This is a genomic window from uncultured Intestinimonas sp., assembly GCF_944387725.1.
GTDB lineage: Bacteria > Bacillota > Clostridia > Oscillospirales > Oscillospiraceae > Intestinimonas.
The window spans coordinates 1-11,932 of sequence record NZ_CALXGA010000003.1 but is presented as its reverse complement, the minus strand read 5'-3'; the positions used below and the strand labels follow the sequence as shown (position 1 = coordinate 11,932).

11 protein-coding genes are annotated in these 11,932 nt (G+C 65.5%); all 11 read right to left on the bottom strand.

Annotated features, from left to right (window positions below):
- Positions 1 to 12: 12 nt before the first annotated feature.
- Positions 13 to 630 (bottom strand): flavodoxin family protein, encoded by a 618-nt coding sequence (locus Q0K09_RS00835; protein ID WP_294471693.1) that lies wholly within the window; start codon positions 628 to 630, stop codon positions 13 to 15.
- Between the two features lie 15 nt (positions 631 to 645).
- A complete protein-coding gene (gene topA, locus Q0K09_RS00830) occupies positions 646 to 2,952 on the bottom strand; it encodes a type I DNA topoisomerase (RefSeq protein WP_294471691.1) in 2,307 nt (768 codons plus the stop codon).
- Between the two features lie 60 nt (positions 2,953 to 3,012).
- Positions 3,013 to 4,224, bottom strand: coding sequence for a DNA-processing protein DprA (gene dprA, locus Q0K09_RS00825; RefSeq protein WP_294471687.1), 1,212 nt, complete (start codon positions 4,222 to 4,224; stop codon positions 3,013 to 3,015).
- 18 nt (positions 4,225 to 4,242) lie between these two features.
- A complete protein-coding gene (locus tag Q0K09_RS00820) occupies positions 4,243 to 5,004 on the bottom strand; it encodes an RNA methyltransferase (RefSeq protein ID WP_294471685.1) in 762 nt (253 codons plus the stop codon).
- A gap of 41 nt (positions 5,005 to 5,045) precedes the next feature.
- Positions 5,046 to 5,702 carry a TrkA family potassium uptake protein gene (locus Q0K09_RS00815; protein WP_294471682.1) on the bottom strand — a complete coding sequence of 219 codons (657 nt, stop codon included), beginning with the start codon at positions 5,700 to 5,702 and terminating at the stop codon, positions 5,046 to 5,048.
- A 33-nt stretch (positions 5,703 to 5,735) separates the two neighbouring features.
- Positions 5,736 to 7,115, bottom strand: coding sequence for a potassium transporter TrkG (locus Q0K09_RS00810; protein ID WP_294471679.1), 1,380 nt, complete (start codon positions 7,113 to 7,115; stop codon positions 5,736 to 5,738).
- A 422-nt stretch (positions 7,116 to 7,537) separates the two neighbouring features.
- Positions 7,538 to 8,065, bottom strand: coding sequence for a CDP-diacylglycerol--glycerol-3-phosphate 3-phosphatidyltransferase (gene pgsA / locus Q0K09_RS00805; protein ID WP_294471675.1), 528 nt, complete (start codon positions 8,063 to 8,065; stop codon positions 7,538 to 7,540).
- A gap of 6 nt (positions 8,066 to 8,071) precedes the next feature.
- Positions 8,072 to 9,391 (bottom strand): 30S ribosomal protein S12 methylthiotransferase RimO, encoded by a 1,320-nt coding sequence (rimO, locus tag Q0K09_RS00800; RefSeq protein WP_294471672.1) that lies wholly within the window; start codon positions 9,389 to 9,391, stop codon positions 8,072 to 8,074.
- Positions 9,392 to 9,436: 45 nt separating this feature from the next.
- Positions 9,437 to 10,012 (bottom strand): nitroreductase family protein, encoded by a 576-nt coding sequence (locus Q0K09_RS00795; RefSeq protein ID WP_294471670.1) that lies wholly within the window; start codon positions 10,010 to 10,012, stop codon positions 9,437 to 9,439.
- 2 nt (positions 10,013 to 10,014) lie between these two features.
- A complete protein-coding gene (locus Q0K09_RS00790) occupies positions 10,015 to 10,635 on the bottom strand; it encodes a regulatory protein RecX (RefSeq protein ID WP_294471665.1) in 621 nt (206 codons plus the stop codon).
- Positions 10,622 to 11,731, bottom strand: a complete 1,110-nt coding sequence (recA, locus tag Q0K09_RS00785) for a recombinase RecA (protein WP_294471662.1) — start codon at positions 11,729 to 11,731, stop codon at positions 10,622 to 10,624. Before recA ends, Q0K09_RS00790 begins: the two co-directional genes overlap by 14 nt.
- Between the last annotated feature and the right edge of the window lie 201 nt (positions 11,732 to 11,932).

The window sequence follows — 11,932 nt, the reverse complement described above, 5'->3', positions numbered from 1 at the left end:
TCCCTCAGGGCCTCAGCGGATGAAGTGGGTCCACTGGCGGGCCTCCTGCTCCGGCAGGCCGAACTGCTCCCTGCCCAGGGCAATGCTCTTCACCAGGAAGGACATATTCCGGGCCAGGGTCCGCATGGTCTGGAGGCCCTCGGCGTCCTGGAGGGCCTCCCCGGCCTCCCGTCCGTGGATGCTGTTCCAGTACTGGCCGGAGGCCACCGGCATCCCGCTGATGGTGAAAAACTTGTTGAGCTCGTCGAAGGCGGCCGAGAGCCCGCCCCGCCGGGCGGCCACCACGCAGGCCCCCACCTTCATGGTTTTGTCAAAGTGGGTGCTGTAAAAGAGCCGGGTGAGGAGGGCCACCAGGGTGGCGTTGGCCGAGGCGTAATAGACTGGGCTGCCCACCACCAGCCCGTCGCAGGCGGCGAACTTGGGGGCAATCTCGTTGACCACATCGTCAAAGACGCACCGGTCCAGCTCGGCGCACCGGCCGCAGGCGATGCAGCCCCGGATGTCCCGCTGGCCCACCTGCATGGTCTCCGTGGAGATCCCCTGGGCGGCAAACACCATCTCCATCTCCCGCAGAGCCGCCGCCGTGTTGCCGTTGGCCCGGGGGCTTCCGTTGAGCATCAAAATTTTCATGTCGTTTTCCTCTCCTCATGCCTCGTCCGCGCCCTTGGCGGCCGGCTTCCTGGCCGCTGTGGCCTTCTTGGCTGCGGCGGTCTTCTTCGTCCCCGGGGACTTCTTGGCCGCGGCGGTCTTGGCGGCGGTCTTTTTCTCCGCCCGCTTCTTGGCCTCCTCCGCTGGAGCCGCCTCCTCCCCCTCGGTTTTAGCCTTTTTCCGATAGCCGCCCCGCTTCTCCTCCGGGGTGAAGTTGGGGCAGTCTGGATTGATGCAGAAGGGCTTCTTAAAGCCCCGGCCCGACTTCTTAAAGAGAGTCCAGCCGCAGGAGGGACAGGTCTCCTTTACAGGCACGTCCCAGGTCATGAAGTCACAGCGCTTGGACTCGTCCTTGTTGGTGTTGTTCTCACAGCCGTAGTAGGCGTAGCCCCGCTTGGAGGTCTTTTTCAGGATTTTGCCCCCGCACTTGGGGCACTTGCCCGGCATCTCCACCACAATGGGCTGGGTGTGGTCGCACTCCGGCCAGCCGGGGCAGGCCAGAAACCGCCCAAACCGCCCGGACTTGTAGACCAGGTTCCGGCCGCACTTGGGGCAGATGATGTCGGAGACCTCGTCGGGGACCTTGATGCGCTCCCCGTCCAGGTCCTGCTCGGCCTGCTGGAGCTCCTTCTCAAAGCCGCCGTAAAAGCCGTTGAGGAGGTCCCGCCAGTTCTCTTTGCCCTCCTCCACCTCGTCCAGCTGCTCCTCCATCTTGGCGGTGAAGGTGGTATCCACGATGTCGGGAAACTTGTCCTTCATCAGGCCGGTGACCACCTCCCCCAGGGGGGTGGGGCGCAGGTTCTTGCCCTCCTTCACCACATACTCCCGGTCCAGGATGGTGGAGATGGTGGGGGCGTAGGTGGAGGGACGGCCGATGCCCTTCTCCTCCAGGGCCTTGATGAGGCTGGCCTCGGTGTAGCGGCTGGGGGGCTGGGTGAAGTGCTGCTCCGGCTTGACGCCGGTGAGGGCCAGGCCCTCCCCTTCTTTCAAGTCGGGCAGAGGGGACTGGCGCACCTCGTCCTCCTCGTCCTTGCCCTCCACATAGACGGCGGTAAAACCGGCGAACTTCAGGGCGGAGTGGGTGGCCCGGAACCGGCAGCCGGCGGATGCCACCTCGATGGAGACGCTGTCAAAGACGGCGTTGGCCATTTGGCAGGCCAGGAACCGGCTCCAGATGAGCTTGTAGAGCCGGTACTGCTCGCTGGTCAGGTCCTTTTTGATGTCCTCCGGGGTCAGACGCACATCGGATGGGCGGATGGCCTCGTGGGCGTCCTGGGCCCCGCTCTTGGTCTTGAAGCGGCGGGTCTTCTCCGGGTAGTAGTCCTTGCCATAGCGGCTGACAATCATCTCCCTGGCCGCCGCCAGGGCCTCCTCGGACAGCCGCAGGGAGTCGGTCCGCATATAGGTGATGAGGCCCACAGTGCCCTCCCCCTGGATGTCCACGCCCTCATAGAGCTGCTGGGCCACCGCCATGGTCCGCCGGGGGGTCATGTTCAGCTTCCGGCTGGCCTCCTGCTGGAGGGTGGAGGTGATAAAGGGAGGGGCCGGGGAGCGGGTCTTGTCCTGGCGCTTGACGCCAGACACTGTAAAGGGAGATGCCTTCACAGTGTCTATCACCGCCTGAACCTCGGCCTCGCTGTGGAGCTCCTCCTTTTTCTCCCGCCCGTGGAAGGAGGCGGTAAAATACCCCTGATTGGGGGCGATGCGGGCGAGGTCCACATCCAGGGACCAGTACTCCTGGGGCTGGAAAGCCTTGATCTCGGCCTCCCGCTCACACACCAGCCGGGTGGCCACCGACTGGACCCGGCCGGCGGAGAGCCCCCGGCGGATCTTCTTCCACAGCAGCGGAGAGAGCTGGTAGCCCACGATGCGGTCCAGAATGCGCCGGGCCTGCTGGGCGTCCACCAGGTCCTGGTCGATGGCCCGTGGGGCGGCAATGGCGTCGTTGACCACCTTCTTGGTGATCTCGTTGAAGGTCACCCGATAGGTCTTGTCATCCGGAATGTTCAGAAGCTCCTTCAGGTGCCAGGAGATGGCCTCCCCCTCCCGGTCGGGGTCGGTGGCCAGGAAGACCTTGTCGCTGCCCTTGGCCGCCTTCCGCAGGTCGGCGATGACCTCCTCCTTCCCCTTGATGGGCTGGTAGTCCGGCGTAAAGCCGTGCTCCACGTCCACCCCCAGCTTGCTCTTGGGCAGGTCCCGGACATGCCCCATGGACGCCTTGACCTCATAGCCGGGGCCCAGATATTTTCCAATGGTCTTGGCCTTGGCCGGAGACTCTACGATTACCAAATTTGTCTTTGCCACAATATACCTCCAATGGAGCCCTCCCCAAGCCGTGGGTAGAGGGAGGCTCCGTTTTGCGCGTCAATCCATCCTAAGCCGCGCCAGGGCCTGGAACCGCTTGCCGGGGTGCTCCGCCACATAACCCTGCACCTGGAGCAGGGTCAGGGCTGTGAGGACCCGCTTGGCCGGGAGACGGGTGGCCTCGATGAGGTCCTCGGCCAGGAGGCTCCTGTCCTCCAGGGCCAGCAGGATATCCACCTGATCGTCGGTGAGGGCGCTTTTGTCAATATATGCCTGTTCCGGCCTCTTGTCAACCGGGATTTTTTCGGGAGGCGCCTGTTTTTTTGCCGCCGGACGCCGCCCCAGCCGAGCGGCCTCCGCCTCGGGGCTCAGAGTCCGCGCCCGCCGGGCCGCCCTGGGAAAGCGGCCCTCATACTCCCGGAAGATGTCCCGGGCGCTGAGCACCAGCTTGGCCCCCTGCTGAATCAGGCGGTTGGGCCCCTCACTGAGGGGCGTGTCGGCGTTGCCCGGCACGGCGAAGACATCCCGGTCCTGGTCCAGGGCCTGGTTGACCGTGGACATGGTTCCGCTCCTCAGGGTGCACTCCACCGCCACCACCCCCAGGCTCAGGCCGCTGAGGATGCGGTTGCGCACCGGGAAATGCCAACCCTCTGGCTCGGTGCCCGGGGGATACTCGCTTATCAGGGCTCCGGCGGCGGCCACGTCATCGTAGAGGTGGCGGTTCTGCCAGGGGTAGTGGACGTCCACCCCGCAGCCCAGCACCGACACCACCGCGCCGCCGCCCTTGAGGGCGCCCTTCAGTGCCTCGGTGTCCAGACCCTGGGCAATGCCGGAGACCACCAGGGCGCCGCCCTGGGCCAGCCCCAGGCCGAGGCGGGCCGCCATCCGGCGGCCGTACTCCGAGGGCTTGCGGCTGCCCACCACCGAGATGGCCAGCTCCTCGTCAAAGGCGGGGAGCCGCCCCTTCACATAGAGGACGGCGGGCGGGTCAAAAATGTTTTTCAGCCGGTCTGGATAGTCGGCGTCCCCGCAGGTGAGAATCCGCACCCCCAGCCGATCGCAGTCGGCCAGAATGGCCTCGGCCCTGGCCAGGTCCTTGTCCAGCAGGACCTCCCCCGCCCCCTGGGGCAGTTCCTCCAGAAGTTCGTACTCGCCGGGGTCGGCAAAATAGGCCGCCTCTGGGGTGCCGAAGTGCTCCAGCAGGCGGTTGATGTGCTCTGATCGCAGCCCTTTCCGGGTGCTCAGCCAAAGCCAGTATTTCAGTGTCGCCACAAGCTCCCGCCCTCCCTTTTATTCGCTTCCCCGGGCCATCTCCCAGAGGACCACCGCCGCCGCCACGGCGGCGTTCAGGGACTCGCACCGGGCCCGCATGGGAATTTTCAGGGCCCCGCCGCACAAGGCCAGGGTCTCGGGAGAGACCCCCCTCCCCTCGCTGCCGATGACCACGGCGCAGCGGGAGAGGTCCATCCGGCGCACGTCTCCGGCATCCTCCCGGAGGGCGGCGGCGTAGAGGGGCACGCCCGCCCGGCCCAGAGCGGCGGAAAGGGCCTCCCGCTCCATCTCCCACACCGGGAGGCGGAAGCATGCCCCCATGGAGGCCCGGACGGTCTTGGGGGAAAAGGGGTCGGCGCAGCCCGGCAGGAGAACGAGCCCGTCGGCCCCAAAGGCGTCGGCGGTGCGCCAGATGGTCCCCACGTTGCCCGGGTCCTGGACCCCGTCCAGCACCAGGTAGCGGCCCCCGGCCAGCTCCTCCGGCGGCCGGAGGTCCGGCAGACGGCACAGGAAAAGAACCCCCTGGGGGGTCTCGGTGGCGGAGAGGCTTTTCAGCAGGTTCTCCGGCGCCTCCACCCTCCGGGCCCCAGGCACAGTCTCCGGGGCGTGGCCCGGGGTGGAGAGCACTGCGGCCACCTCCGCCCCCCAGGCCAGGGCCTCCCCCAGGAGCTTGGGCCCCTCGCAGAGGAACAGCCTCTCCTCCCGGCGGGCGGACTTGGAGGCGCTCAGCCTGCGAATCTGGAGGGCCAGGGGATTTTTTCGGCTGGTGATGACCTCCACGGGTCTCTCTCCCTCCCCGCCCACGGTCAAGCGCGTCCGGCTCACAGCTCGTGGAGCAGGTCGATGTCCTCGTAACGGCCCAGGGTCACCACCACGTCCCCGGGTGCGATGACGTAGTCCGCGACAGGGGTCAGCTGGAGGTCGGCGTCCTCCCCGTTCCGGCGGATGGCGATGATATTGACCTTATACTTGGCCCGGACGTTCAGATCCCGGATGGAGTGGCCCTGCCAGGACTTGGGGGCGGCCAGCTCCACAATACCGTAGTCCTCGGAGAGCTCGATAAAGTTGAGGATGTTGGAGCTGGACAGGTTCTGGGCCAGCTTCATCCCCATCTCATACTCCGGGAAGACCACCATGTCGGCCCCGATTTTCTCCAGGACCTTCCAGTGGACCATGCTCTGGGCCTTGCAGATCACCTTTTGGACCCCCATCTCCTTGAGGTTCATGGTAACCAGGGCGCTGCTGCCCACATCGTCGGCGGCGGCCACAATGGCGCAGTCGTAATTCCGCACCCCCAGGGCCCGCAGAACGGCAGGGTCCCGGGCGTCCCCGGCCACGGCGTGGGTCACCTGGTCGGCGATGTTCTGGATGCGGTCCTCCGATTCGTCGATGGCCAACACCTCATGGCCCAGCCGGCACAGCTCGGTGGCCACGGCGGTGCCGAAGCGCCCCAGGCCGATGACAACGTAGGTTTTCATTTCTCTTCGCTCCTTTTCCGTCGGTTCGGCGGGTCAGCCCACCATGAATTCCACTGTAGGGTACTTGAGCTTGGCGGCCCGGCTCCGGGCCAGGAAGGCCACAGAGAAGGACATAATGCCCACCCGGCCCAGGAACATCATGCAGATCAGGAAGATATGGGAGAATCCGCTCAAGCCCGGCGTGATGCCGGTGGTCACCCCCACCGTCCCCATGGCAGAAGCCGTCTCATAGGCCGCTGGCAGGAATGCCTCCCCGTCCGCCACCGAGATCACCATGGACCCGGCCAGGAAGAGGATCAGCACGATCATGGTGAGGGTCATGGCGTCCATCACCCGGCTCTGGGAGATGGCGCGGCCCCGGAGTGTGACCGCGCTCCGTCCGGCCAGGCTGGCCCGGATGGTCAGCAGGAGAATGCCCACCGTGGCGGTCTTGAGGCCGCCGGCGGTGGAGCCGCTGGAGCCGCCGATGAGCATCAGGATGCAGGACATGGCCAGGGAGCTGTCCCGGAGGCCCCCCTGCCCAATGCTGTCAAAGCCGGCGGTGCGGAGGGTCACAGACTGGAAAAAGCCGTTGAGGACCTTCTTCCATACGGGCATCTCCCCCAGGGTGGCGGGGTTGTTCCACTCCACCGCCAGGAAGAAGAGGGCGCCCCCCACAATCAGGGCCCCGGTGAGCAGCATCACCATCTTTGTGTAGAGGGACAGGGCCCGGGGCCGCCGCCAATTTTGGAAGAGATCCTCCCAGACAAAGAAGCCCAGGCCGCCGACGATAATGAGGCACATGATGGTCAGCAGGACCACCGGGTTGCCGTTATAGGAGAGCAGGCTGGTGAAGGCCCCATTGCTCCCCAGCAGGTCGAAGCCCGCGTTGCAGAAGGCGGAAATCGAGTGAAAGATGCCCCGCCAGATGCCGCCTAGGGCCCCGTACTGGGGGATGAAGCAGGGGGCCAGGATCAGGGCCCCCACGGCCTCAAAGAGGAAGGTGCCCATCAGGGCGTGGCGGACCACCCGGACCACGCCGTCCATGTCGTTGAGGTTCAGGGCTGAGACCATAATCAGCCGCTCAGACAGGCCGATCCGCCGCCGGAGGGCAAAGGAGGCCAGGGTGATGACGGTCATAAAGCCCAGGCCGCCCAGCTGGATCATGAGGATAATGACGATCTGCCCAAAGAGGGTCCAATGGGTCCAGGTGTCCACCAGAATCAGGCCGGTGACACAGGTGGCGGAGGTGGCGGTGAACAGACAGGTGAGCCAGTCGGTGGACTGGCCGTCCCTGCTGGCGATGGGAAGCATGAGGAGCAGAGTTCCGGTGAGGATGACTGCGGCGAAGGAGATCACCACAATTCGGGCCGGGTTCAGGTTCTGCATACTCCGAAGCCGGTTATACAGCCTCTGGTGGAGTTGAAAAGGCATAAAACTGCCCCCTTCATTCTACATTTTGCCCTTCGGCAATTCAGCATCTATGCGCCAGTCCCGACGCGCACAGCAGCATACCGGGCCGGGAGTTCTCCCGGTACGGTATGCTGCTGCTGTTTTCTCTCTTTGGGGGTTTGCCGCGGGGCGGGCAGCCAGGTCATCTCCGTCTGCTTCCTCATGCCGCATCCTCCTCCCCGGCCCTTAACCGCTCAGGGTCCGCGCTTCCCGTCCCCTGCGCCGTCCTGTCGGAGGCGGCCTTGTCCCCAGGCCCCTCCTCCGAAGCGTCATCTATTATACTGATAAGGGTGTGCGGTGTCAAACCTTTCTTTGCCTGTTTTTCCCTCGCCCTCCCAGCCGGACCGGCGCAAATCCGCGCCGCCGCCGGTCCTGGAAGCCGGCCCTCAGAAGCGCGCTTTCCCTCACTTGTTCCAGTTGAGGACGTCCCGGTTCTTGACGAAGTACTCCACCCCGGAGTAGAGGGTGGTGGCCACAATCAGGACCACACAGACTATGTCTGCCTCCCGGGGGATGGGCAGGAGCATCAGGCAGATGCACACCATGGTAGTGGCCGTCTTGACCTTACCGGACCAGCCGGCGGCAATGACCCGGCCGTTGTCCACCGCCACCAGCCGGAGTCCGGTGACGGCAAACTCCCGGGCCACCACAAGGAGCACCGCCCAGGCTGGCATCCGGCCGCTCTCCACGAACCACAGCATGGCCGACACCACCAGCAGCTTGTCGGCCAGGGGGTCCATGAACTTGCCGAAGTCGGTGATCTGGTTGTAGTGCCGGGCCACATAGCCGTCGATGAAGTCGGTGATGCTGGCCAGGATGAAGATCGCCAGGGCGATGTAGTTCCGATAGGGCGGAATCACCAGGTAGAGCACCAGGAGGAAAATGGGAATCATAACCACCCGTGCCATGGTGAGCTTATTGGCGGTATTCATGGGCGGTCACTCCTCAATCTCCCCAGTCAGGTCGCCGTCCGACGTGCCGGTGATGCGTACGTTGACAAAGCTCCCCGCTGGGACAGTGCCGGCGGCGGTGAAATAGACGTGGCCGTCGATGTCCGGGGAGTCGGCGTAAGTCCGGCCCACCCAGCAGCCCTCATCGGGGTCAAAGCCCTCGCAGAGAACCTCCATCACGGCGCCCAGGCGGCTCTCGTTCCAGCGATCCATAACCCGGGACTGGAGCTCCGCCAAGAGCTCGGCCCGGTGCCGGGCCGCCTCGGCGGGAACCGGATCCGGCATCCTGGCGGCGGGGGTCCCCTCCTCACAGGAGAAGGGGAAGACGCCCGCCCGCTGGAAGTTCAGCGGCGGAAGGGCCTGGCAGAGGTTTTCAAACTGGGCCTCTCCCTCCCCGGGAAAGCCCACAATGATGGAGGTCCGCAGCACCAGGTCCGGGATGGCCGCCCGGAGGTCGGCCACCACCTTCTGAATCAGGGCGCTGTCCCCTCGGCGGTGCATGGCCTTCAAAATGCCGTCGTCCAGGTGCTGGATGGGAATGTCCAGGTATTTGACAATCTTGGGCTCCCGGGCGATGACGTCGATGAGCTCCTGGTCAATCTCGTCGGGATAGAGGTAGTGGAGGCGAATCCAGCGGAAGGGCAGCCGGCACAGCTCCGTCAGGAGCTCCCCCAGGCGCCGGCGGCCATAGAGGTCGGCGCCGTAGCGGGTGATGTCCTGGGCGATGACGATAAGCTCCCGGACGCCCCGGTCCGCCAGAACCCGGGCCTCCTCCAGCAGGGACTCGAAGGTCCGGCTGCGGTAGCGGCCCCGGAGGGTGGGAATGACGCAGTAGGCACAGCGGTTGTCACAGCCCTCTGCGATCTTGAGGTAGGCGGTGTAGGGCGGCGTGGAGACCAGCCGCTCCCCGTCCTCCACGGTATGGTCAATGTCCCCGAAGTAGGTGGGGCTGTCCCCCTCCAGCACCGCCTCGATGGCGGGCACGATGTCGGTATAGCTGCCGGTGCCCAGGATGCCGTCCACCTCGGGCAGCTCCTCCAGAATCTGCTCCTGGTAGCGCTGGGAGAGGCAGCCCGCCACCAGCAGCTTCTGAAGTTTGCCCTCCTCCTTCAGGGGGGCGATGGAGAGAATGGTGTCAATGGCCTCACTCTTGGCGGAATCAATGAACCCGCAGGTGTTCACCACCGCCACATCGGCCCCCTCAGGCTCCCCGGTGACGATATAACCGGCCTCCCGGCACAGAGCCATCATCTGCTCGGTGTTCACCAGGTTCTTGGCACAGCCTAGGGAGAGAAACGCGACTTTCAATCGGATAACTCCTTTTTCCTTCAAATTTGGCCGGCGAAGCCGGGCCTATAAAAAGACGCAGCGGCCTGTCTTGCGCTTGGGCATCCTGGGCGTCTGGTCCGGGTAGCCCAGGGACACAGCGGCCACCAGCTCCCCCTTGCCGGGGGCGAAGCGGTCCCGGAGGACGGGGCCAAAGCCGGCACTCACCGGGGCGGTCATCCAGCAGGAGCCAATGCCCTTGGCCCAGGCCGCCAGCAGCAGGTTCTCCACAGCGGCGGAGGCGCTCTGGAGCACGTTGTCCCGGTCCGGATAGTCCTCCTTTAGAAGGAAGACCAGCACACAGGCCGGGGCCCCGCCCAGGCTCACCAGGAAGCTCTCGGTCTCCCGGATGACCTGGGGGTGGTTGGGAAAGCGCTCCTCCAGCTCAGGCCGGGTCTTCACCGCCACCTGGCGCATGGTGTCCCGGAACGCCGCCATGCCATCCGGGCTGCAAATGGCCGCCAGGTACCAGGGCTGCAAGTTCACCGCCGAAGGGGCGCAGGCCGCGGCGGCCAGAATCTCCTCCAGCTCCTGCCGGGGAATGGGGTCTGGCTTGTACATTCGGACGCTTCGCCGGGTCAGCAGGCATTCCAGCGTATCCATGTCTATTCCTCCTCAATCTCCGCGCCACAGCGGCGCAGGGCGGCGTGAATCTCGCCCCAGCTGTAGCCCCTGCGGGCCAGGGCGTCGGAGGCCCGCTTGAGGGCCTGGGGGTCCGGGGCGGCGCCCCGGAGCTTCTTTTGCAGGAAGGCGTCCAGACCCTCCTGCCAGTCCTCCACTGCCCGGAGGGCGTCCTCCCAGTGCTCCCGGGGCACCCCCCTGCGGTAGAGCTCGTCCCGGACCCTCCGGGGACCATAGCCCCGGGCGGCGTAGTGCCGGGCCACCTCGGCGGCGTACCGCCCCTCGTCCAGAAGCCCCAGCTCCACCATTCTCCCGGCAATGGCCTGGGCCTCCTCCTCGGGGCACTCCTGCCGGCGCAGATGCTCCACCAGCTTCCGCCGGGACATGGGCGTGTCCATCAGGACCCGAAGGGCGTAGGACTGGAAGCGGTCGTGCCGCTCCGCCCGGCGCAGGGCCTCCAGCTCCTCCTCCGTGAGCTCCCGGCCGTCGTACAGGGCAAAGTCTGCCATCTGGTTTTTCCCCACCTGGAGGAAGCTGCCGTCCTCCATCTGGACCGTCCAGCGGTCCCGGACGCGCCGGGAAGGGGTCAGCTTACTGATCCGCATCCTCGAAGTCCTCGGCAGACACGTCCACCGCCTTGCCGGCGGCCTTGGCCGCCGGTTTGGGCTGGGCGGGCAGCAGCTTGTAGGAGTTGGCCCGGATATCGGCCTCCAGCTGCCCGGCGGCCTCCGGGTTATCCAGCAGATACTGCCTGGCGGCGTCCTTGCCCTGGCCCATGCGGGTCTCCCCCAGGGCAAACCAGGATCCGGACTTCTGCACCAGCCCCAGCTGGACCCCCAGGTCAATGAGCTCTCCTGTCTTGGCGATACCCTGGCCGAACATGATGTCGAACTCCGCCTGCCGAAAGGGCGGCGCCACCTTATTCTTGACCACCTTCACCCGGATGTGGTTGCCCACCAACTCACTGCCGTTTTTGATGGTCTCCACCTTCCGCACGTCCATGCGGACGGAGGCGTAGAACTTCAGGGCCCGGCCTCCGGTGGTGACCTCAGGATTGCCGTACATGACCCCCACCTTTTCCCGAAGCTGGTTGATGAAGATGACGATGCAGTTTGTCTTGGCGATGGATCCCGCCAGCTTCCGCAGTGCCTGGCTCATCAGCCGGGCCAGCAGGCCCACATGGGAGTCCCCCATGTCCCCCTCGATCTCGGCCCGTGGGGTCAGGGCGGCCACCGAGTCCACCACCACCACGTCGATGGCCCCGGAGCGGACCAGGGCCTCGCAGATCTCCAGGCCCTGCTCGCCGGTGTCCGGCTGGGCGATGAGCATGGAGTCGATGTCCACCCCCAGGGCCTGGGCATAGGAGGGGTCCAGAGCGTGCTCCGCGTCAATGAAGGCCACCTCGCCCCCCCGCTTCTGGGCCTCGGCCACGATGTGGAGGGCCAGTGTGGTCTTGCCGGAGGACTCCGGCCCGTAGATCTCAATGATACGGCCCCGGGGAACGCCGCCGATGCCCAGGGCCAGGTCCAGGGAGAGGGACCCGGTGGGAATGGCCTCCACCACCACGCCGGTGTTCTCCCCCAGGCGCATGATGGAGCCCTTGCCATAGGTCTTCTCAATCTGGGCCATACAGGTCTCCAGGGCCTTTTTCTTGTCTGAGGCCGGTGCGGCGCTCTCAATCACGGTTTTTTTGGTTGCCATCTGCTCATTTCTCCTTTGTACACGGCCCCTCACGCGGCAGGACCGGCTCGCTTCTATCTCATCATCCTACACGTTTTAACGTCCCACCAAACGGACTTCTGTGGACGCCTCCCGGTTTTTTAGAGCTTGTTTGAAAATTGGCGATGTGTCCGGCAGCGAGGGATTTTGGGCCGCTGGCAAGCAATTTTTTCGCAGGAATCC

Coding starts and splice junctions, on each gene's coding strand:
- Q0K09_RS00835 (WP_294471693.1), bottom strand. CDS start 630: ATGAAAATTTTGATGCTCAACGGAAGCCCCCGGGCCAACGGCAACACG.
- Q0K09_RS00795 (WP_294471670.1), bottom strand. CDS start 10,012: ATGGATACGCTGGAATGCCTGCTGACCCGGCGAAGCGTCCGAATGTAC.
- Q0K09_RS00810 (WP_294471679.1), bottom strand. CDS start 7,115: ATGCCTTTTCAACTCCACCAGAGGCTGTATAACCGGCTTCGGAGTATG.
- recA (WP_294471662.1), bottom strand. CDS start 11,731: ATGGCAACCAAAAAAACCGTGATTGAGAGCGCCGCACCGGCCTCAGAC.
- Q0K09_RS00815 (WP_294471682.1), bottom strand. CDS start 5,702: ATGAAAACCTACGTTGTCATCGGCCTGGGGCGCTTCGGCACCGCCGTG.
- pgsA (WP_294471675.1), bottom strand. CDS start 8,065: ATGAATACCGCCAATAAGCTCACCATGGCACGGGTGGTTATGATTCCC.
- Q0K09_RS00790 (WP_294471665.1), bottom strand. CDS start 10,635: ATGCGGATCAGTAAGCTGACCCCTTCCCGGCGCGTCCGGGACCGCTGG.